Origin of the sequence: Actinoplanes missouriensis 431 (assembly GCF_000284295.1) — a bacterium.
GTDB classification, from domain to species: domain Bacteria; phylum Actinomycetota; class Actinomycetes; order Mycobacteriales; family Micromonosporaceae; genus Actinoplanes; species Actinoplanes missouriensis.
Window position 1 is genome coordinate 2,159,174 of the sequence record NC_017093.1, and the last position, 19,770, is coordinate 2,178,943.

Here is a 19,770-nt window from a genome sequence, read left to right on the forward strand (position 1 = left end):
CTCATGCACCGCCCGGCCCGGCGTACGGGTTACGGCCGGCCCGGAACTCGGCGGCATCGGCACGCAGCGACTCCGGCGTGAACGTCGTGAACGCCCGCACCAGCCGCGACCGCTCCATCCGGTCGGCGTGCGAGTCCAGAAGCTTCGCCATCCGATAGCACGCGGCCTGCTCGTCGCCGGTCGGCACGTCGCTGATCCGGTACTGCAGGTCGCAGAGTTCCGCCCACTCGTCGGACGACGCCGACCACTCCCGCAGCTGCTCGACCGCCTGCACGATCTTCCTGGCGGGCCACGGGCCGCGCGGATCGTCGGCGGTGAAGACCTGCCGCCATGCGCCCGTCACGACGTCACCTCCGGCCGCCACTGGGTGACCTCGGCGACGGTGATGACCGGCTCCGTGTACTCCCGGTTGATGCGGTCGCAGATCTGCTCGTCCGACCAGTCCGGGTGATTCGCGGCGAACTCCTCCACGATCGTCTTGCCGACCGGGTCACGGCCCACGATGCCGCTCACGCGGTCACCTCCGCCATCCGCACCGTCCAGCCAGTCCTGCGTTCCGTGTCGGCGCAGCCCAAACCTTCCGGGGACTCGATCAGGTCCAGGTCGGTGGACGACAGCAGCAGCTGCGGCCGGCGTCCCGAAGGCTCGGGCACGTGCGCGGTCGTCACCAGAACCGGGCGGCCGTCCGAGTCGATGATCTGCAGGGCGGCGCCGTGGCGGATCTGCGCCAGGTCGGCGGCGGTCAGGGTCAGAGTTCGGGCGTTCACGACAGCGCCTCGATCCGGTCGACCTGGGCGGCGCCGATCAGTGTTGACGGCATTGGCTCGGCGAGCCCGGCGATGCGTTGCGGGATGCTGAGTTCCAGGTCGACGCCGGCCGTGACATCGGCGGTGGCACGGCCGATGTCGTACTCGTTGGTGTCGACGTGGCTGCCGTCGACCAAATGGATGCGGATCATGCGGTCTTCCTTTCGCCGGGGGTGTGACCGGCCACCAAGACCACGAGCACCGGGGAAGCCGCCCTCCGGGAAGGGTTCGGATGCTCGTGGCCGTGGGAGCCGGTCACACCGCGGCCGGCTGGTAGGCGTCAGCGACGGTGTCCAGGCACCAGCGCATCCGCTGGGCGGCCTGCTCGTGGTGTTCGCCGTACTCCTGAGCGAGCAGATCGGCGCAACCATCCACGCCGTGCCGCAGGATCGCCGTCATCACTTCGACCTGCACCTCACGGGCGGACGGGTGATCCGACGGCTGCAGGTCGGAGACGAACAGAGCCTCGGCGTGCATCACGTCCCAGGTGACGGTCATGACCGCACCTCCGCCAGGATCACCGCAGCGTCGTCGGCGGCGGTCAGGCAGTCGTCGCATTCCAGCTGCCCCGTCTTGGCGTTGAACGACATCAGGCCGCCGCACGGGCAGATCGCGTGTTCGTCGTCGGGGAACTCCGACACCGGAATCAGGTCGAGGTCTGCCATTACGCGGTCCTCCGCTCATGCCAGGCCGTCCGCAGCGCCCGAGCCAGGCCGGCGATGTTCTTCTGCGACGGCGCGAACGGCAGCCGATCGAGGATGTTCCGCACCTCGGCGTCGGGCACCAAAGTGGCCAGCTCGGTGAGCAGGTCTTGGCGGGCGTACACGTCCGGGGTGGCTGCCATGCGGTCCAGGACGGGGCCGAGCAGCGGCTCCCACCGAGTTGCGGTGCAGTGGCGCCGTGACAGGTGTCCGGTGGCCACGAACTCGGCGTCCGCGATCAGCCGCACAATTTCGGCGACGTCGGTGTCGAGCCGGGCACATTCGCTGCCAGGCTCCGCGGCCGACTCGTCGTACAGGTCAGCGAGGTGCAGCAGGTGTGAGGCGCGGGCGGCGTCTTCCAGGTGGGGCAGATGCTCGCGGGCGTCCGTGATCTGACGGTCGAGGTCCATCACCGCACCCCCTGCGCGTACCGGCCCATCGGGTGACCCTCAACCCAGGCGGGAACCTCATCGCGCCAGGCTTTCTCGTACGCGGCGGCCCGCGACGTGTCCCACGGGTTACCGGTCGATCGGTGCAGCAGCCGGGCCACCAGCGCGGTCAGGGCGGTCATGACGTCACCGTCTGACGGTTGCGGCGCCGCACGATCACGTCCGGGTCCCCGTCACGGTCCTCGCCGTTCCACACCCAGATCTCGTGGACCGGTTTCGGATGCGGCAGCGCGGCGAACGCCCGAGCGAAATCATCAGCGCTGGCGAACCGGCCGGTGAAGTCACAGCCGACCGTCGCGGCCGTGCCGTCGTGGATCAGCTTGTACGCGTACGCGATCATCACGCCACCTGCCGTACGACAGCGTCCGGGGCACGGTCGGTGTCACGGCCCTCCCACACGAAGATCTCGTCGGTGGGCTGGTTCGGTTCCAGCCGGAACAGTTCCTCACCGAACCGCTCGGCAGTCACCCCGGAGTCGAACTCGCCGCGATGCCACTCCTCGCCGAGGAACCGGTAGGCGAACGTTTTGACGCTCACGGCGTCACCTCTACGTCGAAAGCGGTGATCGCTTCGAAAGAAACCCGGGTCCGGCCCTGGTCGGCGTTGAACTCGATGTCCCCGTGGCGGCGACCCGACACCCACTCGTCGCGTTTGCGGGTGAAGAACTCGGCGAGCTGCTCACCGACGCCGCCGGTCAGCGTGGTCTCGGTGCTGTCGTGCACGATCCGAGCAACGATCTGCATGGTCAGTCCCTCCGTTCGGTGGTGCGGTGCCGGTAGATACCAAGCGACTGCCGGATGGCTTCGTCGTCGGCGACCTTTCGCGACGGCCGGCTGCGGCGGGCCTGACCGTTTAAGCCGGCGACCATCGCCTCGAACTCGAAGTCGTCGAAGCCGCCGGTCGGCGGGGCGAGCGTGGGCGTGGACATCACAGGCACTCCTCGTCAAGGTCGTTACGGGGTTCGTAGGTGGCGACACCAACCGCGATCCGGGTATCGACCGTCAGCACGGCGGTCAGGTCGTCGGGTGTGTCGTCGTCGTGGACGTCCAGCCACAGGTCCAGCAGGACGTCATCGGTGGCGACAGCGGGGGAGGTCATCGCAGTGCCTGCCGGCCCCGGTCGGTGGCCTCGACCGGCCCGTCCTTGCCGGGCATCCCGCCCGCCAGGTAGCCGTTACGCATGAGCGCGCCGATCCGGATCCGGGTGTCCTCGTCGACCGGACGGCCGCGCAGCAGGAACATCGACTCGGCGGGCACCAAGTGCCCGTAGGCCAGGCCACCTGCGTCGGCGGCCTCGATCAGCATCAGATCGAAAATGCAGAGCATGGTCATCGGATGGCCTCATCGAGGTGCAGGATCACGCTGCCGTAGCGGCGGTCCCAGGTGGCGTGCAAACCGTTCGTGGTGAACGCGTCGACCAGCAGATCGGCGAGGTCGGGGTGCCGGTGGTTGAACGCGAAGTACACGACGTCCACGGGGCGCCGGGTTTCGCGGTGCAGGAACACGTGCTCGTCGTCGGACACCACACCGCCGAGCTCGTCGGAGCCGGGGCAGGCACCCACCCAGCGCGGGTTACCGGCGGCGTGCTTGAGGTGCGAGTTCAGGTCGTCTTCGCCGACGATGCTGGAACCGGACCGGTCCACGTTGACGGCGATACCGGCCTGTCGCAGGGAGTCGACGGCGGTCGTGAACCGCTTCGCGTTGGTGGTCATCAGACGTCACCGCTCGCGGCGCGAATTTCCTCGAGCACCTTGCGGCGCTCGTCTTCGCGGGCGTTCACGATCTCTGCGGCCCGCTGCCGGGCGGCCTCGTCCAGCCACCGCTGCCGGGCCTGCTCGTTGTAGGCGTCGATCTGCTCGGCGAGGCTGTCATCACCGGCGTCGACCCCGAGCTTGTCTCGGAGAACAGCGATGTCGGCGGGGTCAGCGCCGGCGCGGGTCAGGATCCGCAGCCGGACCTGGTGCCGGTAGTTGATGCGCCACCGCGCCTGGTCGGGATCTGTGACGAACACGGTGGCGTACCCGCCGCCGCTGGGGGTGTGGGTGGTGCTGTAGCCGAGTGCTGCGGCCAGGTCGTCGAGTTCGTTGCCGGGGTGGTAGTCGAAACCGTCGGTGGCGATCAGGTATGCGGCACCGGTGGCGGCGTGGATGCGGCCGAGAAGGGCACCGAGGTCGGTGTTCACGACGCCACCTCGATGCCGTAGTGGGCGAGCATCAGGTCCACGTCTCGGGCCGTCCGGTCGTCGAGCTCGTCGACCTCGATCGCCGCCAGCTGGTCGAACGCCGTCTGGTCACGGACGGAACCGTCCGGGTTGAGGGCGTCGATGACGAGGGCGTGGACCGGGCCGATCGACCTGAGAAGCTGCTCCGCCTCGGCGGGGCTCAGTTCGTAGTCGGCGGGAGCGCGGAGTTGTGCGGTGTGCACGGGATGCCTCCTGGGAGGTATTCCGGCCGGGGCAGGGGAACCGATCGCGCCTGCTTGCCCGGCCGGGAGCTTCGGAAAGGTGCCGCAGTCAGCGGCGGGCAAGCGCAAAAAGCGCGGCGCGAACAACAGCCAGACCGTGGCGGAGAGCCGCAGCCGGCGAGAGAGTGACCGAACGCTGGGCGAGTCCGCCCTGCCGGTGGTCGGTGTACGTGATGTCGACGAGGGTTCCCTCGGACGTGCCATCCGCGGCGTCGTGACGAACCACGTCGACACCGATGAACTCGTCGGGGCCGCCCTCGGCGGACAGGACCCCGAGGTGGAACCGTTCGCCGTTGTCGGCGGCGGCGCAGTACAGGCCGCCACACCACGGATGGATGCAGGGGGTCGACGGAGGTGCGGTCACTACGACGTCGTTACCATGCGACATGGAGACGCCTTCCTTCTCTTAGCGGTGGAGTGGGTGCTCCGTAGGCCCCTGGGCTGGCGTTGCAGTCGCCGTTGCCTGGGGGCCGCCTTATTGGTTCCGTTGCTCCCCTGCGCTGGGCGTTTAGACCCTTGCGCTTCGGCTTGTTTAGGGGGCTAACTCAGCACATCACAGCCCCTTGGCGGCGTCAAGGATTCTGGCCAATATCGTTTAGTGGGGTATCGCGCCTAGCGTTTGTAGGTATAAACGTGACTACACTGAGCCCGCCCCTTACACGGACGGAGACACCCGGCGCATGGAAGACCCCGGCACCCTCGCCAACATCGAAGACCCGCGCCAGCGGGCCACAGCCGCCCACGCCCTCATCGAGGACTACCAGGCGGCCATCGGCGAACTGTCACGCATGCGCCGAGACGCCCTCGAAGAACTCCTCGCCGGCGACATGACCCAAACCCAGCTCGCCGACATGCTCGGCGTCACCCGCGGGCGTGTCTCCCAGCTCCTGTCCGCCGGCACACGCGCCGAACGGGCATTCCTCGGCACGGGCAGCGTCACCATCGCCCTCGGCGGCAAGCATGAGGCAGGGAAAGACAAGCCCGGCGCCGTGGTGTCCGCCGAAGCGATGGCCGCCTACGAGCGGTTGGCGGAGCTTGCCCGCACTCTCGGCCTCAAAGCCGACTACGAAGTAGTGCCGCCGCCTGGGTTCGTCAAACTGAACCGGCCCAACCTGATCGTCGCCTGCGGACCCCGGCTGTCGCCGCTCGTACAGCAGCTCCTCGAGTCCGACAACAACATTCAGTTCGCCAAAGATGCGGACGGGTGGCACCTCGTCGAACTACAGACTCGGACCGTGCATCGCTCGCCGAGCGACGGCGGCCGCAACGCTGACATCGCCTACATCGGCCGGCTTCCCCGACCCGACGGCAAAGGCACGTTCCTCTACATGGCAGGCATCCACGCCATCGGCACAGCGGGCGCCGCGCACTTCATCGAACACAACCTTGCTGACCTGCACAAGGAAACCAAGGGCCGCCGCTTCTCCATGGTCATCCGCTGCGAGTTCGATCCCGAGACACGACAAATCACTGGCAGCGAACGCCTGTCCCCGATCTACCGGCAAGACGGTGCGGCATAGTGAAACCAGCCGTGCCGGCGCCACCAAACCGGGACGCCTCGTTGAAGAAGCGTGAGGACGACTGACGTGCGCGCAATGCTCGCCACCGAGCCCGGCAACCCCGACAAGCCCAACGAAGACTGGGCGCTCGTCTCACCGGGCCTTGCTGTCGTCCTCGACGGCGCCACCGCCCGCACCGACACCGGCTGCGTTCACGGTGTCGCCTGGTTCGCGCACCAGCTCGGCGCCGCCATCGTCGCCAATGCAGCCGTCCGCGCCGCGAACCTCGCCGGATGCCTCGCGTCCGCCATAGACCGTGTTGCCAGCCTGCATCCGCAATGCGACCTCAACCATCCCGGCACACCGTCCGCCGCTGTCGGCATCATCCGCATCCACGGCAACGAACTCGAATACCTCGTCCTCAGTGACATCTCCATCTGCCTCGCCACGCGCGAAGGCGGGCGGCAGGTCATCACCGACAGCCGGGTCAGCGCCACCGCCCGCCGCGTACGAACCGAACTCGCGAACCTTGCCATCGGCAGCGACGAGCAAGCCGAAGCGCTGCTGCGCATGAAACGGGCCGAACTCGCCGCCCGGAACCGGCCCGGCGGCTACTGGGTGGCAGCCAACGACCCGACCGCGGCAGAGCATGCCATCACCGGCGCGGTGCCGCTACGCACCATCGAAGACCTCGTCGTCCTGACCGACGGCGCCGCCCGGATCGTCGATCCGTTTGGGCTGATGAACTGGAACGAGTTCGTTGAATCGCTGCGCGACCAAGGGCCAACGGAACTCCTCCGGAGAGTCCGCGAAGCCGAGGCCAAAGACCCCGACGGGCAGCGTTGGCCGCGCAACAAACGCAGCGACGACGCCACCATCCTGCACCTCAGCGACATTCCCCGCGGGTAAGGGCAGCGTTACCGCCGCTCACAATGCCCTGGTGCGGGATCCCTAGCAATCATGCGATCCTAGACTCCGGGCTTGACACCGGGCCCGATGAGACCAGGGACCCGCATGAACAACCCCGACCTGCAGCAGTGGCTCCTCGCACCCGACGGCATCGCCACCCGCCTCCGTGCGCTGCGCGGCAACACCAGAGGAACGGTGATCGCCGAAGCGGCCGGCATGCGCACGTCGAAGCTGTCAAAGCTCGAACTCGCCCAGCAGGAACCGACCGCCGACGACATTCGAGCCATCGTCGCGGCCGCCGGACAGCCAAAGCGGGTCGCCGACGAACTCGTGGCGAAGCTGGCCGAGAAGCCGCAGGTTCGCAGTTCGGCGCGGGTGAGCCGGTTCGGGCAGGCCGCCAGCCAGCAACGCCTTAACGCGCTGCTCGCCAAGAGCAGCCACGTCAGGTTGTTCGACGCCACCTACCTGCCCCGGCCGATGCAAATCCCTGAGTACGCGGCTGCCGTTCTTGAGGCTGCAGGCCGGCTACGGGGCATCACCGACAGCCCAACGCAGGCAGCTGCCGCACTCGCGGCCTCATCGCAGTACCTGTACGAACCCAGCCGCACATTCGAGATCGTCATCGCCGAACCGGCCCTGCAATGGGCGGTCCTTCCGGTGGCTGGCATGCGCATCCAACTGGAGCGGGTCCTCGACCTGGCGCGGCTGCCGAACGTCGACCTGCGAGTCCTGCCACTCCGCCAGCCCGGCATCGTTCCGCCGCCCTACGGGTTCGGTCTCGTAGACGGCGCTGGCTACACCGACGGCCTTGAAGGGCTAGACGACCTCGCCGATGTGCGGCTTGCCGGTCACATCGAGGCGATGGGCCGCCTCGCAGAGGCATCGGCGGCTGGCAAGGAAGCCAGCAATCTGATCAGGGAAGCGCTCAGGAGGCTCGCGGCATGACCTTCCGCAGAAACGAGGGCAGTGGACCGCCGATCGTGCTCATCGCGCAGATGGGTTGCGGCGCCGACATCTGGAAACCCCTGCTGCCGCACCTCGCCGGTCTTGAAGTCGTCACCTACGACCGGCCCGGCACCGGTGACACACCGCCGCGGCCGGCACCGAACCCGGCACTGCCGCACAGCGTGTTCGCCGCCGAACTCGCCCAGCTCCTCGACGACCAGCACGTGGCCGGTGCGGTCGTGCTGGTCGGGCACTCGTTCGGGGCACTCATTGCCCGCGCGTTCGTCGCCGCCCACCCGGACCGGGCGGCAGGGCTGGTCATCGTCGACGGCAGCATCCCGCAGTTCCACCTACACCCCAGCGCCGACCCGAAACTCGACGGGGACGGCTCGGACGCCACCGAAATCGACGTGGTCACCGGCCAGGTTGAAATCCTGTCCGCACCAACCCCCGACGTGCCCGCGCTGGTTCTGACTCGCACCCACGGCCGGTGGGACGGCGAAAACCCGCCACCCCACCCCGCCGTCGAAGACCTGTGGCAGGTCAGCCAGCGCCTGCTCGCCCGCGACCTACGCTGCCCGCTGCTGGTCGCCGACAACTCCGGACACCAGATGCAACATGAAGCGCCCGAGCTCGTCGCCTACGCCATCCGGGCCGTCCACACCGCGGTACGGTCCGGAGGACCCGTGCGCGTCGACCCAGCGGCGGTAGCGGACGCCGGAGGTCAGCTCGACTAGCGGCGGCCCGCACCCCACGCGGTGCGGCACGATCGGCTCCGGTCAGTCCTCGATCAGCAGCGTTTTCTGGCCGTTCTTCACGCTCGCATACCAATGCGGTTTGGACGTCATCACGTCAACGTCCATGTGCAGCGCCATCAGCGCCGCTGACGCCCGATCATGGGCGCCGGTCATCTGCTGCAACGCCACCAGCGAATCCCAGTCCTCCCCGTCGTCAACGATCAGGAACGTCGCCGGATGCTTCAGCAGCAGATCCAGGCGCTCCCGGTCGACCATCCCGGTCTGGTCGCCAGCCTGCACCAGGCACCACAGCGGGATCAGGACCGCGCCGCCCTCGTCGTCGATCTCGGCGAGGGTCTCACCCACCGCGAGGGAACCGCGCACCCACGACGTGACCGCGGTGGTGTCGAACACCAGGCAGACGTCACGCGGCTGGGTCATGCGGTCCGGGTGCGCAGGCTCGCCAGGAACGCGGCATTGCCGTCAGGGTCGCGATGGGCGGCCGCAGACTCGAGCCGTCGGCGCCGGGCGCGGGCTTTGCCCTCGTCGGTGACGGTCATGCCCATCCGCTCGAAAACCTCGTCCGAGCTGAGCTTCGAACTGGTGTCCTGTTCCATGGTCCCAGGGTAGACCGCATCCCTTGCCAAGCGGTATCGGCTGCCTGCCTACAACACCCCGAAGTGCAAGAACACGACGCAGTGCTCGTCCTCCCGCACCTCGTAGTAGGCGACGACAGGGCGCCCGTCGACGTGCACAGGCAGCCGATACAGGTCGAAGACCCTGGCGCGGACCCCGAACCAGTCTTCGAACGGACCCTCCTCGTTGAGGAACGGGTCGGTGTCGGCGTACGGGGCGTCCTGGCGGCTGTAGTGCCAGCGCTCGACTTCCGCAATTACCTCCGGGGGAGGCAGTGTGCAGTTCCTCCAGTCGCGCACCGCCTCCGGGAAGTTGTCCAGCCGCCATTTGTCGGGCCAGTCGGGCATGCGTGCTCCTTCGGGCGGGATCAGCCCCCGGTGTGCGCCTTCCGCCGGGCGGCGAAGTCCTCTGCTTCGCCCGCGGTGGGTGAGCTCTGGCGTTCGGCGGGGCGCCGGAACCAGTCGGTCAACCACGTCCACTCGATGCGGGGGTCATCGTCGTGGCGGCTAGCCAGCTGCCAGGCGCTGGAGATCTGCACCAGGGACAGCAGGTCGGCGTCGCTCATGTCGGCGTACCGGTGCAGGGTGTAGCCGATGAACCCGAGTTGCCGGTTATTCAGCGGCGCCTCGTCGGTGTCGACATCGACGTGCACCCCGGTCGGGGTGGCGAAGATCGGCTCGGCGAACAGTGGGGCGCCTGTGCCGGCAAGGTAGTGGCCTTGGCAGAAGAACAGCAGCAGCTGTTTGCGGGCTTCGGTCTGGTCAGGGCGTCGTGCGTCTATGGCTTTGATGACGGAGTTGGCGCTCGAAGTCATCGGTGCACGGTACTGCTCACGGTGAGATCGAATCGTTCCGCTTTGCAGGCCACCCACCCATTGGTCGTCTGGCTGATTGGGGGGTCGGTTGATCGTTGAGGTGGTCATCTGCGTGCCCCCGTTCGCGCCGCCGTCAACACGAAAGGTATCGATGTGATTACTCAGGGTGTGTCGGATCGAGGACTCGTGAGGGTGGGGCATGTTTCCTCCATCTGCAAATAGCGGGGTTGTGATCAGACGGTCTAATTGGCCTCGGTGCGGGTTCCGGCGCGTTGGGTGTTGAGCCACTTCTGATGTTCGAGTTCGGTTGCCAACTCTTCCGCCGTCGGGTCCGACTGCTTGGGGCCAAGAACGCGCCATAGGTTGGTCGACGCGCTGACCTCCTCGACCTCGCCGCCGTAGTCGGCCGGCGTGACGGCCGCAATCACGCGAACGTTGCCGCGTTCATCGCGCTGGATCAGCCAGCCGGCAACCGGGTTGGCAGTCCAGGCTGGTTCGTTCGTCTGCTGGTCCTCGAAGACGTAGACCGCGCGCCATCCGTGGGGTGCGGGCTTGAAGTCGATCGTGGTCCAGTCGGTCATGTCGTACTCCGTTCATCCAAGGTCAAAGGCGCGTCGAGGGGATGCCAGTGAGGGGTCTCGCGTGTGCCCCGCTAAGGGGTCTCAGGGGTCTCGCGTTGAGACCCCTACCGCAACCTGGGGCCCTATACGTAACGATGAATTTGTTGTTTACCTGGGGAAACGCAAACGCGATCTTGAGGTTTTTTGGCTGAGGGGTCTCAAACCGAGACCCCTAGACCCCTTAACGTGAAAAGTATTTGTGTCCGCTCTGGCCGCGGTACGCGATGCCTTCGACGCGGATCTCACCGGCGACCTCCAGTACGTCAACCGCCTGATCCATAAGAGAGCCGAGCGCCCCGAGCTTGCCCCGCAGCTTCGCACCCGAGACACCCTCGTTGCCCGCAACGCGGATGTAGCGCCGCACCCGGTCGACAGCCCGCCTCAGCCGCTCAGCCTCAACCCGCTCTTCGACGACCAGCGTGCGTTGCGCTTCGGCTTCACCGGTACGCCGGTTTTGGTCGCGGCCAACCTCCTGCAGCGCCCGTTGACAACGGCCCCGCTGATCATCGGACTCGGCCATGACCGCGCCCGACAATTCCCAGTCCTCGTCGAGGATGCTGGTTCGCCCGTCGAGGATTGCCAGGGCTGCCGCGACCTTCTCGCGAGTGAGCAACGCGTGCCCGTCCAAGGCGTCGCCGTCACCGCGTCGGCGGGCCTTGCGGGCGGCGATGATGGTTTCGCGGGCGGCTTCGCAGATCGGCATGACCTTACGCTCGTTGCGCCCGTGCCCGGTGAACGGCAGCTCGGTCCAGTTCGGCGCCTGCCACACAACTGGGGTGGGCTCCTCCACATCGTCGTCCGGGGCGTCCGGGTCGTCGCAGGACAGCCACACGAACCGCTGCGGCGTGCCGCCGTCGATCTCGTCGTCGTTGAGTAGCACCCCAGACCGCTTTGGCTGAATGCCCGCCAGCAGGCACAGCCGGTACGAATGCTCCGGCACCATGAGCCGTTTCGTCTCGTCCACGTAGAAGAACCCGAGTTGCTCACCCATGGCGGCCTGCCGCAGCTGCGGCATGATGGTGGAGGATTGGCGGCCCTTGAGCGAGGCAAGGGTGTCGATCTCCTGAATGGTGACGATGGCGTTGGCGTTCACCATCTCGATCTCGCCTTTGACGTTGCGCATGAACATGTGGGCAATGCCCTCGCCGGAACCCAGCGGGTACACCGGGGCAACCCGCTGGTCGAGGTCCACGGCTTGCTTGGCGACTTTCTCCGAGGCGCCCTTGGCTGCTCCTGCCGCGCCGACGAGGCCGATGAACAGGTTCAGCGATGCTTCGGTGCCGACGATTGCTGGGAGTTGGATTCGAGGCGGGGTCGCAGCGACTACGTGTGCAAGAACGGCGCCCAAGGTGGCCCACGGTGCGACGAGTCGAGCGCGGGCGAACTGCTGGATATGGGTGAGGATCGGCCTGCTCTTCCAGAAGTGCTCGCGCACGTTGTCGATCCGGTCCGCCTCGGCGGCCGTGAGAACGCCGCGCATCACAGGAGCGGTGCGCTCGGGGGTGACCGGCACCGGTTCGTCGGCCGGAGGTGCGCTTTCGTTGAGAAGCTCGTTGTCCCAGTGGACTGCGGTGGGGTCGTAGGTCACGCGGCCACCTGCGCAGGTGGGGTGTCGCGACCCCGGAAGTCGCCGGGCCGTGGAAGTCGTGCAGCGGCATCAGCCTCCGCACGCTCGGCGGCTTGGTCGTACCAGCGGCCCAGCGTGAACACCTTCGGCGGAGGCCAGGTTGCGTTCTCTTCGTCCACGCGCGCCCGATAGCCGGCGTGGAAGCCGCCGGCCTCTGTGATGCCGAGTTCGTACCCCGACTGGAAGGCGGCGTGGATCAGCCACGCGGCTTGCGCGCGATCGAAGCTGTCCTGGGTCCGAAGCGCCTGGGCGACGCGGTCGGCGTCGGGTTCTGGCGGAGACTCCCGCTGCGGGGTGCCATCAGTTACCGTCATGGAGACTCCTGCGTACGAGTTAGTGCGCGTCGAGGGCCGTGGTGATTGAGCACCGCGGCCCTTGTCATTTCTGGGGTTCGGCTGGCGCAGGGGCAGGCCAGGTGATCGAAAACCCCATTGCGCGGGCTTCGTCGGCCCACTGCAGAAGCCGGAGCAGGTAGGGCCGCATGTTGCGGGGGCCGGGCCGATTGTTCTCCCAGTTGCTCATCGAGCCGTCCGTGACGCCGAACTCGGCGGCGGCTTGTTCTTGAGTGAGTCCCTGGCTGCGGCGTAGCAGCTTGCGGATCGCAGGCGGCGGAAGAAGTTCGGCAGGGTCTTCCGCCGGTGGAGGGCTGATGTTTGCGCTGGTGCGCGTATTGGTGGTGATGGTCATGGACACGAGACTACATCCCTGACGCGGGATTCTCTAGGTATCCCTCGCCAGGCGTGTTACTGTTCCACCTATGCCCACGACGGTTGCCGCTCTGCGCCCCGACACCCTCCCCACCCCCGCCAGCACCACCACAGCGGAGGCGGAAGGGTGGATGGAGCGCGCCCAGCCGGCGGTTGCCGGGCCGGCGGTGACGGCATGAACAGCCGCCAGCACCTCGCCGAAGACCTCGAACGCCTCAAGAAGCGCACCCAGCAAGTCGGCTGGGTCGCCTGGTTCGTCGCGATCTTCGTCATGATCTACGGGACGCCGATCGTCTACGGGCTCGCCACCGCCCACGGCATCCCCGCCGGGGTCGCCTGGATGCTGTCCCTCGCCGCCGACGGCGCCCTCGTCGTCGGCCTCATCGCCACACCCGTCCTCGCCCAGCTCGGCGTCAAAGCCGGATGGGTAGGCACCCTGCGCTGGGTGTCCGGCGGCATCACCTGGGCACTGCAAACCGCGTCCAGCTGGATCGCCGTGAACGGCCCCGACTGGGTTGGTGTCGGCGTTCACACCGCCGGGCCGGCGCTCCTGTTCTTCGTCGTCGAAGCCGCCAGCTACTTCCAGCGGAAGGTCTCGACGGCGATCGAGACGAAAGCCCGCGCGCTTGCGGCAGCGGAACAGTCCGACGCCGACCGGCGCACTCACCTCGCCGAAACCGAAGGAGCCCTGCGGGCCCGCACCGCGGAGCTAACCGCCGCACGTGCCGAGATTGAATCGCTTGCTGAACGGCTTACGGCAATCGGCCAGCACGCTGACAGCACCAAGACCGAACTGGCCCTCACCGGTCAGCGGTACGAGAACGAGATCGCGTCGCTGCGGCAAGCTCTCACCGACCAGCGGAACACCCTTACCGCCGAGCACGACGAGACAGTGCGTCGGCTCCGGGAGAAGCACCGGGAAGCCCTCACCGCCGCCCGCGCGGAAACCAAGACGGTAAGCCTTACCGCCTACCGCAACCGGGCCGCCGGCGGAACCCGATCCGCAGCCACCGGTAAGGCCGAGCTGAGCGACGAAGACGCAGTTCAGATGATGCTTACCGCCCACGCCGACCCGAACCATGAGTGGTCGAAGAACGCGGTCCGCACCCTGACCGGTGTGGGCCTCAACAGGGCGCCGAAGCTCATCGGCCTTTGGCTTACCGCTGCCACCGAGAAGGCGACCGGCAGTAAGGCGGTCGGTGAGTGAGCCGCCGCCAACCGGTACGCCCCTACCGCAGCCACACCGGTGAGCCGAACGGCCGCCGTCCGACTCTCATCGAGGAGACCTCATGACCTTCGTTCTGGCGTTCGCCGGCACCGTGCTCGCCGCGCTGGCCGTCATCGCCTACGACCTGTACGCCACCCGCAACCCGCTGACTGGAGACCCGCGATGACGACCATGCCGCGTGAGGTCGCGATGCGCCGGCCCGCGAACGCTCCCGCCCAGCGCAGCAACGTGATCGAGGGCCGGTTCACGGTCCGCCGTAGCCCTGCCGCGCAGGCCCTGCGGTTCTTGTTTTACCTGGTCACCGCGTTCCTGCTCGCCGGGCTGCTCCTGTCCCTCGGCACCCAAAACCTGCTCTGACCAGCCCAAACTATTGAAGGAGACCGCCGTGACCGACGCTGCCACCGCCTACGGGCCCGCGCCGCGGGTGCGTCCCACGGGTGCGCCGTCGCGCCCGGCGGACCCCCGCCCGCACCTGCGGGCTGTGCCGAACCCGGACACTCTGCAACCTGAAACTGCAACGGAGGAGAACACCCCCTCCGGACACGTTTCCGCAGGCCAGATCGTTTCGGATGACGCGAATCCGGGTGCCGGGCCGTTGCAGATTGCAGGCTGGCGGGCCGCTGTAGCCCGCTCCCGCGACTACTGGACGCCGCCCGCGATTCACACCGACCAGCCGGCCTCGATGGCGGAACTGGCCGCCTACGCCCGCACCGCGCCGTGGACCGCCCAAACCAGCGGGCCGCTGCGCACCGCCGGCGTCATCTACGGATACGGCGTCGCCGTGCCGTACACGTACACCACCCGCTACCGCGAATGGGTCGCCCAGCGACCCGGCCGCCTCCTGCTCCACCTCGGCGGCATCAAACTCGCCGCCATGACCGGCCCCGGCATCTGGCTGGTCGACCACCTCATCTACCCGGCCGCGCACCTCGTCGGCCAGATCCTCCTCTAGAAAGGACCCCTCGATCATGGCCGGACGTAATCTCGTCGCCGAACGCGAAGGCGTACAGAAAGCCCAGCAGATCTCCATCTACATCCTCGGCTGGGCGGCCCAGGCCCTCGGCATCGTCGCCGGCGCCTACGCCGCGAACGCGTGGCCGGGCGGCGCCATCCGCTGGGTGTTCAACCTGATGCCCGGTGACTGGCTGATCCCGCTCACCCTGTTCATCGGGTTCATCGTGTGGGCCATCGACATCATCAACGACCTCACCCCGAACCAGGCAGCCGTGACCTTCGGGTTCATGGCCCCGATCCTCGCCCAGGGCACCGACAGCACCCTCGCCCTGCGGGTCCGGGACTGGTCGGATGCGCTGCAGGCCGGTGTCGGCGGGCAGATCGCCCCGTGGGTCGGCAACGTCGGCGCGGGCTGGCTGTCGGTGGCGCTCATGGCAACCGCCGTCATCATCGGCAAGCGGGTCCTGCAGAAGCAGGCGTCCGCTGCTGGCCGCGGTGGTGGGGGTGGCCGCTGATGTGGCTCGTCTCCGGCCTGGTGTTCCTAGCGAACCCGCTTATCGGCGCGGTGCTGCTGATGTCGGCGGCGATCACCACGAACATTCGTGCCACGAAGGTCGACGCCGAGTACGCGAAACGCGGTGAACTGCCCCCGACGGCCCGCCTGGTCGACGCCTGGCTGAACCGGCAGAAAGCCGCCGGGAAGGCACCGGAATCGGCGAAGGTGCGCCCGTACGGGTCGCTGGCGTACGCCCGGCAGCGGTGGCTGGCGATGTGGGAAGACCTGGGGGAGAAGCACCGCGAGCAGCGCGCCGCCCACAAGAAGCAGCTTGCGGAGGCGAAGAAGAACGGCACCCCGCCGCCGAGCAAGCCGTCGTTGACGGAACAACTGGGCGGTTGGAAGTGGTCGATTCCCGGTCTGACCCGCCGGGACGAGCCCGGCAGTCCGCCGCCTTCCGCCGCGAGCGCTGACCCGGAGCCGGCTGTCGCCGACGGGCCGGTCAGCACCTGCGACGAATGCGGCGTCCAGCTGCCCGACGGTGGCTGGAAACACCCGCCCGGCTCGACCTGCCCGAAAGCCGCAAAACCGTCTGGCTCCTCCGACAGCAACACTGCCGCTCCGGCCGCGCCGGAGGATCCGCTGCTGCGGTTCCTGTCGGATGCGCAGGAAGCGGCACGCCGCAACCCGATGCCCTTCGACCGGTGCCCGCGCTGCGGCACGACTGCCACGATCACCCCGTCGGGCTGGTGCGAAAAGTGCACCATGCAGGTCCCGCACGGCATGTGCGAGCACTGCCAGGGCGTGGTCCGCCTCGACGGCACAGTGTGGCGGCACGGCGCCCACTGGCCGTGCCGGCACACCCGTCCCGCGGCCGGCGACACCATTGCCTGCACCAACTGCCGCACCCGGATCCCGGTGCACCCGGCGATCGCTGACATGGGGGCGTCAGTGCGATGCCAGCACTGTGGCGCCCAGGTCGCCGCCCGCCCACCCAGGCCCGCCTCTGCCCTGCAGCGCTGTCCTCGGTGCAGCAAATGCGACGGCCCGACCGTCCCGTCGATGAACCAGCTGCGCGGCGGCTTCTGCCCGCGCTGCGACACCACCGATCTGCCGGCCGGCAGTGAACGTCACGGCAAATGCGACCGCTGTGGGCTGCCCGGCCGGCTTGTCGTCGCCCGCAAACGCAGCACGGAACTGCTCCACGACGCCAACGGGTCAACGATTTGCCCCTACGAGACGCCGCAGCTACGCGAACTGCGCCGCACCGATCCGGGCACGGCCCGCATCTACGACGAGATCGTCGCCAAGCACCTTCGCAACACCCCGGCCGTCGACACGCAGCAGACGGCCAAGACGCCCGTACCAGCCCGAGAAGAGGGAGCATCCATGCCCGAGCATTCCGGTGAAGTCACCGGCATCCCGTCCGCCGTCCACTACCTGCAGCAGATGGCCGCCGCGCACCGGCAGCACGCCGACAACGAGGCGATGATCGCCACCCTCGCGGGTTTCCACGTCGGTGCCACCGACCTGGCGCTGGTGCAGCAGGCCATTGCCGCCAGCAACAACGCGGCGGACCTGTACGCCGACGCCGCCACGACGATCGACGACGGTAACGCCGCGGTTCGGCAGGGCTACGCGTCCGCGCCGGACGCCGCCGACAAGCACGCCCAGATGGCGGAGTGAACGCCGTGACCGAGGAGAACACCGTGACCGTTCAGCAGTCCGCTGCGGGCGCCCGGCCCGCCAGTGAGATCACCGGGATCCGCTCTGCGGTGACCCGCATGGAGCAGATCGCCGCGCAGCATCAGACGCTCGGCTCTGGCGAAGGGTTCATCGGTTCCCTGAGCCGCATGGAGGTCGGCGACGACCACCAGCAGAAGGTCCGGGACGCGCAGGAAGCGTCCGGTGCCGCCGGCGCCGCCTGGGCGGAGGCGGCGGCACAGATTGCCGCGCACAACCTGCCCCTGCACGAGGCGTACCTGAACAACCCGAACGCGGCGAACAAGCACGCCAACACCAACGAGTAACCAGGTTGGCCCCGCCCACCATGGGCGGGGCCCCGAGATCTGAGGAACGGAGGCAGCGATGCCGACCCAGCAGAAACCGCAGCAGCCGGCCCGGCAGGCTGCCCCGCTCACCACCCGCGAGAAGATCGAACGTGCCCGGCTGCACGCGCAGACGGCACGCCGCCACGCGCAGACCGCGCACAGGTACACGGCCGGGGTGCAGAAGCAGGTCGCCCCGTTTGCCGGCATGGGCCTGCTCGTGCTCGCCGCGACGGCCCTGCACGCGGCGAAGGACGCCACCGCCGCCGACGCGGAGATCCTCGGCGGCACGGCCGCCGCCTGTGTGGTCATCGCCGTGGTCGCCGCACACCAGATGCGCCGGCGCCTCGACGACCGCAAGAGCCTGCACCGCGGCCTGGCGTTCGTCACCACCTGCGGGGTGTGGCTGATCACTACCACCGCCATCGGCGTGTCCTGGAACGCGGTCGGGTTGCTCGCCGCCATTGGCACCGCTCTTTCCCTGCACTACCTGCGCAAGGTGCGGATTCCCAACCGCGGCCCGGTGATGCCTGCCCCGCTGCCGGACCCGCTGAAGCCCGGCGTCAACCGGTACGTGGCCCGCTGGGACGAATACATCGGTTGCCCCGGCGGACAACTGCCCGGCTCGAAATTGGAGTCGCCGGAGCAGGTGAAAGCCGGGTGGCGGTTCGCGCTGCGGCTGGTCCCCGGCAAGCAGTCCATCGCCGCGCTCATGTCGGCGATGGTGCTGATCCGCGGCGGCCTCGGCCTGACCGTCGAGCAGGACGTCATCGCCGAACGCCACCCTGTTCTTGAGGAACCCGCCGTCCAGCTGACCGTGGTCACGAAGCCGCAGGTCCGCGACGACCAGGAATGGCCGGGCCCGCAGACGTTCCGGGACGGCTACGTCGACATGGGCCCGTTCATCGACGGTGAGGGCCACGCCCGGTGGAAGGTGTACACCAAGGACCGCATGGTCGGCGGTTACATCCAGGGCGGTGCCGGCGCCGGTAAGTCCCGCCTCATCGAGTCGATCGTGATGCCTATCGCCGACTCGCAGACCCATCCGACGGTGGTGTGGTACGGCGACGGGCAGGGTGGTTCGTCGTCGCCGACACTGATGCGCTGCGCCGATTTCTCGGCACGCACCCACGAGCAGATCAAGCAGATGTTTGCGTGCGCCATGTTGATCGTCGAGCTGCGCCAGGACGAAAACAGCGTGGAGGACGACCCGGACGAGGACGGCGAGTACGACGACACGATCGGGTTCGAACCCACCGCTGACCGACCTGGACTGCTACTCATCCTGGATGAGTGCCACAAACCCATGTCGAAGATCGAGAACGCTGAAGACTGGGTGGTCATCCAGTACATGGCGATGACCGTGGCCCGCGAAGGACAGAAGGTTGGTGTCCAAGCGATCCTCGCGTCCCAGGAGTCCACGCTCGGCGCGTTCGGTGGGGCCGGCAACAACGCGGAGATGCTGCGTTCCAACCTGCTCATGGGCAACGGTGTGATGATGCGGTCGAAGGACGCGAACGCCCGCCAGGTGTTCAAGGTCGACGACGATCCGTCGCAGTTCCCGGTGATGCCCGGCTACGCCCTGCTCATCGACCCAGAGGAAGGTGCCCGCACCGCCCCGTTCCGGGCCTACTTCCTCACCGACCGGCTCCGCAAAGAATGGCCGTCGAAGATCCGATGGCGGTCGCTGCCCGACGGCGACGCCAATACCGCCGGGATGGCCTATCTGATGCGGCACCAGCTCGCGGAGATGGCGAAGGAGGAAACCCGCCGCCGGATCAAAGAGCGCCGGGAAGGCCGCGGCATGACCAACCCCCTCGACCGGATCTTCGCGGCGGCGAAGGGTGGCGACGGCGCCGAACAGGTCACGCCGATCGAGGCGGAGCAGGTGGCGTCATTCCCGGTATGGAACCCGGTCACCGAGCAGGTCCAGGCGCGGCAGATGCATGACAGTCACCGCAAGGTGCTGGACGCGCTGAAGGTTGGCATCTGCTCGCCGAAGCCGATCGCGGAAGCCACCGGCATTGGGCAGCGGCAGGTCCACAACCTGCTGGACGAGTTGATGGACGAGTTCGGCCGGGTGGAACGTGACGGGCACGGCAAGTACCGGCTGGTGTCCACCGATGCGTGAG

Annotated in this window: 38 protein-coding genes; 12 read left to right on the forward strand and 26 right to left on the reverse strand. The window is 68.0% G+C overall.

The features are described from left to right. Window position 1: 1 nt before the first annotated feature. The 18 genes from AMIS_RS10045 to AMIS_RS10110 form a co-directional block, all read right to left on the reverse strand. Window positions 2–343: a hypothetical protein gene (locus AMIS_RS10045; RefSeq protein WP_014442131.1), complete on the reverse strand. Its 342-nt coding sequence runs from the start codon at window positions 341–343 to the stop codon at window positions 2–4. Beyond that, window positions 340–513 (reverse strand): hypothetical protein, encoded by a 174-nt coding sequence (locus AMIS_RS43310; RefSeq protein WP_014442132.1) that lies wholly within the window; start codon window positions 511–513, stop codon window positions 340–342. Before AMIS_RS43310 ends, AMIS_RS10045 begins: the two co-directional genes overlap by 4 nt. Next, window positions 510–767 (reverse strand): hypothetical protein, encoded by a 258-nt coding sequence (locus AMIS_RS10050; RefSeq protein ID WP_014442133.1) that lies wholly within the window; start codon window positions 765–767, stop codon window positions 510–512. The genes AMIS_RS43310 and AMIS_RS10050 overlap by 4 nt, the downstream gene beginning before the upstream one ends. Beyond that, window positions 764–958 (reverse strand): hypothetical protein, encoded by a 195-nt coding sequence (locus AMIS_RS10055; RefSeq protein ID WP_014442134.1) that lies wholly within the window; start codon window positions 956–958, stop codon window positions 764–766. Before AMIS_RS10055 ends, AMIS_RS10050 begins: the two co-directional genes overlap by 4 nt. Window positions 959–1,061: 103 nt before the next feature. After that, window positions 1,062–1,304: a hypothetical protein gene (locus tag AMIS_RS10060; RefSeq protein WP_014442135.1), complete on the reverse strand. Its 243-nt coding sequence runs from the start codon at window positions 1,302–1,304 to the stop codon at window positions 1,062–1,064. Then, window positions 1,301–1,471, reverse strand: a complete 171-nt coding sequence (locus AMIS_RS43315) for a hypothetical protein (protein ID WP_014442136.1) — start codon at window positions 1,469–1,471, stop codon at window positions 1,301–1,303. The genes AMIS_RS10060 and AMIS_RS43315 overlap by 4 nt, the downstream gene beginning before the upstream one ends. Beyond that, on the reverse strand, window positions 1,471–1,917 hold the full coding sequence (locus AMIS_RS10065; RefSeq protein WP_014442137.1) for a hypothetical protein: 447 nt from the start codon (window positions 1,915–1,917) through the stop codon (window positions 1,471–1,473). The genes AMIS_RS43315 and AMIS_RS10065 overlap by 1 nt, the downstream gene beginning before the upstream one ends. Beyond that, the gene (locus tag AMIS_RS42450; RefSeq protein ID WP_014442138.1) at window positions 1,917–2,078 is read right to left on the reverse strand and encodes a hypothetical protein; all 162 of its coding nucleotides are present in this window, start codon (window positions 2,076–2,078) and stop codon (window positions 1,917–1,919) included. Before AMIS_RS42450 ends, AMIS_RS10065 begins: the two co-directional genes overlap by 1 nt. Then, window positions 2,075–2,296, reverse strand: a complete 222-nt coding sequence (locus tag AMIS_RS10070) for a hypothetical protein (RefSeq protein WP_157434798.1) — start codon at window positions 2,294–2,296, stop codon at window positions 2,075–2,077. Before AMIS_RS10070 ends, AMIS_RS42450 begins: the two co-directional genes overlap by 4 nt. Further along, complete coding sequence (locus tag AMIS_RS10075) at window positions 2,296–2,493, reverse strand: hypothetical protein (protein ID WP_014442140.1); 198 nt, start codon at window positions 2,491–2,493, stop codon at window positions 2,296–2,298. Before AMIS_RS10075 ends, AMIS_RS10070 begins: the two co-directional genes overlap by 1 nt. Continuing rightward, window positions 2,490–2,699: a hypothetical protein gene (locus tag AMIS_RS10080; protein WP_014442141.1), complete on the reverse strand. Its 210-nt coding sequence runs from the start codon at window positions 2,697–2,699 to the stop codon at window positions 2,490–2,492. The genes AMIS_RS10075 and AMIS_RS10080 overlap by 4 nt, the downstream gene beginning before the upstream one ends. Window positions 2,700–2,701: 2 nt before the next feature. Next, the gene (locus AMIS_RS10085) at window positions 2,702–2,884 is read right to left on the reverse strand and encodes a hypothetical protein (RefSeq protein WP_014442142.1); all 183 of its coding nucleotides are present in this window, start codon (window positions 2,882–2,884) and stop codon (window positions 2,702–2,704) included. Continuing rightward, window positions 2,884–3,054 (reverse strand): hypothetical protein, encoded by a 171-nt coding sequence (locus tag AMIS_RS42455; protein WP_014442143.1) that lies wholly within the window; start codon window positions 3,052–3,054, stop codon window positions 2,884–2,886. Before AMIS_RS42455 ends, AMIS_RS10085 begins: the two co-directional genes overlap by 1 nt. Continuing rightward, window positions 3,051–3,287: a hypothetical protein gene (locus AMIS_RS10090; protein ID WP_014442144.1), complete on the reverse strand. Its 237-nt coding sequence runs from the start codon at window positions 3,285–3,287 to the stop codon at window positions 3,051–3,053. Before AMIS_RS10090 ends, AMIS_RS42455 begins: the two co-directional genes overlap by 4 nt. Next, the gene (locus AMIS_RS10095) at window positions 3,284–3,667 is read right to left on the reverse strand and encodes a hypothetical protein (protein ID WP_014442145.1); all 384 of its coding nucleotides are present in this window, start codon (window positions 3,665–3,667) and stop codon (window positions 3,284–3,286) included. Before AMIS_RS10095 ends, AMIS_RS10090 begins: the two co-directional genes overlap by 4 nt. After that, window positions 3,667–4,137 carry a hypothetical protein gene (locus tag AMIS_RS10100; RefSeq protein ID WP_014442146.1) on the reverse strand — a complete coding sequence of 157 codons (471 nt, stop codon included), beginning with the start codon at window positions 4,135–4,137 and terminating at the stop codon, window positions 3,667–3,669. The genes AMIS_RS10095 and AMIS_RS10100 overlap by 1 nt, the downstream gene beginning before the upstream one ends. After that, the gene (locus AMIS_RS10105) at window positions 4,134–4,379 is read right to left on the reverse strand and encodes a hypothetical protein (protein WP_014442147.1); all 246 of its coding nucleotides are present in this window, start codon (window positions 4,377–4,379) and stop codon (window positions 4,134–4,136) included. The genes AMIS_RS10100 and AMIS_RS10105 overlap by 4 nt, the downstream gene beginning before the upstream one ends. A gap of 88 nt (window positions 4,380–4,467) precedes the next feature. Further along, entirely contained in the window at window positions 4,468–4,806 is a 339-nt protein-coding gene (locus AMIS_RS10110) for a hypothetical protein (RefSeq protein ID WP_014442148.1), read from the reverse strand. Window positions 4,807–5,098: 292 nt separating this feature from the next. Between AMIS_RS10110 and AMIS_RS10115 the strand changes: the two genes are divergently transcribed. The 4 genes from AMIS_RS10115 to AMIS_RS10130 all read left to right on the forward strand — a co-directional run bounded on the left by AMIS_RS10115 (window position 5,099) and on the right by AMIS_RS10130 (window position 8,508). Continuing rightward, window positions 5,099–5,938 carry a sigma factor-like helix-turn-helix DNA-binding protein gene (locus tag AMIS_RS10115; protein WP_014442149.1) on the forward strand — a complete coding sequence of 280 codons (840 nt, stop codon included), beginning with the start codon at window positions 5,099–5,101 and terminating at the stop codon, window positions 5,936–5,938. 75 nt (window positions 5,939–6,013) lie between these two features. Next, window positions 6,014–6,826 carry a hypothetical protein gene (locus AMIS_RS10120; RefSeq protein ID WP_014442150.1) on the forward strand — a complete coding sequence of 271 codons (813 nt, stop codon included), beginning with the start codon at window positions 6,014–6,016 and terminating at the stop codon, window positions 6,824–6,826. Window positions 6,827–6,931: 105 nt separating this feature from the next. Next, complete coding sequence (locus AMIS_RS10125; protein WP_014442151.1) at window positions 6,932–7,771, forward strand: Scr1 family TA system antitoxin-like transcriptional regulator; 840 nt, start codon at window positions 6,932–6,934, stop codon at window positions 7,769–7,771. After that, window positions 7,768–8,508, forward strand: coding sequence for an alpha/beta fold hydrolase (locus AMIS_RS10130; protein ID WP_014442152.1), 741 nt, complete (start codon window positions 7,768–7,770; stop codon window positions 8,506–8,508). The genes AMIS_RS10125 and AMIS_RS10130 overlap by 4 nt, the downstream gene beginning before the upstream one ends. Window positions 8,509–8,550: 42 nt before the next feature. On the opposite strand, the gene AMIS_RS10135 is transcribed toward AMIS_RS10130, so the two are convergent. From AMIS_RS10135 to AMIS_RS41560, 8 genes are all read right to left on the reverse strand, one after another. Continuing rightward, complete coding sequence (locus AMIS_RS10135; RefSeq protein ID WP_014442153.1) at window positions 8,551–8,949, reverse strand: hypothetical protein; 399 nt, start codon at window positions 8,947–8,949, stop codon at window positions 8,551–8,553. Then, window positions 8,946–9,125, reverse strand: a complete 180-nt coding sequence (locus tag AMIS_RS10140) for a hypothetical protein (protein WP_041829663.1) — start codon at window positions 9,123–9,125, stop codon at window positions 8,946–8,948. Before AMIS_RS10140 ends, AMIS_RS10135 begins: the two co-directional genes overlap by 4 nt. A gap of 48 nt (window positions 9,126–9,173) precedes the next feature. After that, window positions 9,174–9,491 carry a hypothetical protein gene (locus tag AMIS_RS10145; RefSeq protein WP_014442155.1) on the reverse strand — a complete coding sequence of 106 codons (318 nt, stop codon included), beginning with the start codon at window positions 9,489–9,491 and terminating at the stop codon, window positions 9,174–9,176. A gap of 20 nt (window positions 9,492–9,511) precedes the next feature. Next, window positions 9,512–9,958, reverse strand: a complete 447-nt coding sequence (locus AMIS_RS10150; protein WP_051041891.1) for a hypothetical protein — start codon at window positions 9,956–9,958, stop codon at window positions 9,512–9,514. 242 nt (window positions 9,959–10,200) lie between these two features. Further along, the gene (locus AMIS_RS10155) at window positions 10,201–10,539 is read right to left on the reverse strand and encodes a hypothetical protein (protein ID WP_014442157.1); all 339 of its coding nucleotides are present in this window, start codon (window positions 10,537–10,539) and stop codon (window positions 10,201–10,203) included. 220 nt (window positions 10,540–10,759) lie between these two features. Continuing rightward, the gene (locus tag AMIS_RS10160) at window positions 10,760–12,166 is read right to left on the reverse strand and encodes a hypothetical protein (RefSeq protein ID WP_014442158.1); all 1,407 of its coding nucleotides are present in this window, start codon (window positions 12,164–12,166) and stop codon (window positions 10,760–10,762) included. After that, window positions 12,163–12,519, reverse strand: a complete 357-nt coding sequence (locus AMIS_RS10165) for a hypothetical protein (RefSeq protein WP_014442159.1) — start codon at window positions 12,517–12,519, stop codon at window positions 12,163–12,165. Before AMIS_RS10165 ends, AMIS_RS10160 begins: the two co-directional genes overlap by 4 nt. A 64-nt stretch (window positions 12,520–12,583) precedes the next feature. Next, window positions 12,584–12,892: a helix-turn-helix domain-containing protein gene (locus tag AMIS_RS41560; protein ID WP_014442160.1), complete on the reverse strand. Its 309-nt coding sequence runs from the start codon at window positions 12,890–12,892 to the stop codon at window positions 12,584–12,586. A 70-nt stretch (window positions 12,893–12,962) separates the two neighbouring features. Between AMIS_RS41560 and AMIS_RS44605 the strand changes: the two genes are divergently transcribed. From AMIS_RS44605 to AMIS_RS10200, 8 genes are all read left to right on the forward strand, one after another. Beyond that, a complete protein-coding gene (locus AMIS_RS44605; protein ID WP_269447711.1) occupies window positions 12,963–13,091 on the forward strand; it encodes a hypothetical protein in 129 nt (42 codons plus the stop codon). Continuing rightward, window positions 13,088–14,119: a hypothetical protein gene (locus tag AMIS_RS10170; protein WP_041829664.1), complete on the forward strand. Its 1,032-nt coding sequence runs from the start codon at window positions 13,088–13,090 to the stop codon at window positions 14,117–14,119. The genes AMIS_RS44605 and AMIS_RS10170 overlap by 4 nt, the downstream gene beginning before the upstream one ends. Window positions 14,120–14,302: 183 nt before the next feature. After that, window positions 14,303–14,497, forward strand: a complete 195-nt coding sequence (locus AMIS_RS10175) for a hypothetical protein (RefSeq protein ID WP_014442163.1) — start codon at window positions 14,303–14,305, stop codon at window positions 14,495–14,497. 238 nt (window positions 14,498–14,735) lie between these two features. After that, complete coding sequence (locus AMIS_RS10180) at window positions 14,736–15,092, forward strand: hypothetical protein (protein WP_157434800.1); 357 nt, start codon at window positions 14,736–14,738, stop codon at window positions 15,090–15,092. Between the two features lie 16 nt (window positions 15,093–15,108). Beyond that, window positions 15,109–15,609 carry a hypothetical protein gene (locus AMIS_RS10185; protein ID WP_014442165.1) on the forward strand — a complete coding sequence of 167 codons (501 nt, stop codon included), beginning with the start codon at window positions 15,109–15,111 and terminating at the stop codon, window positions 15,607–15,609. Next, complete coding sequence (locus tag AMIS_RS10190) at window positions 15,609–17,276, forward strand: hypothetical protein (RefSeq protein WP_014442166.1); 1,668 nt, start codon at window positions 15,609–15,611, stop codon at window positions 17,274–17,276. Before AMIS_RS10185 ends, AMIS_RS10190 begins: the two co-directional genes overlap by 1 nt. Beyond that, entirely contained in the window at window positions 17,273–17,620 is a 348-nt protein-coding gene (locus AMIS_RS10195; RefSeq protein WP_014442167.1) for a hypothetical protein, read from the forward strand. The genes AMIS_RS10190 and AMIS_RS10195 overlap by 4 nt, the downstream gene beginning before the upstream one ends. 58 nt (window positions 17,621–17,678) lie before the next feature. Next, window positions 17,679–19,769 carry a hypothetical protein gene (locus AMIS_RS10200; RefSeq protein WP_014442168.1) on the forward strand — a complete coding sequence of 697 codons (2,091 nt, stop codon included), beginning with the start codon at window positions 17,679–17,681 and terminating at the stop codon, window positions 19,767–19,769. Window position 19,770: the final 1 nt, after the last annotated feature.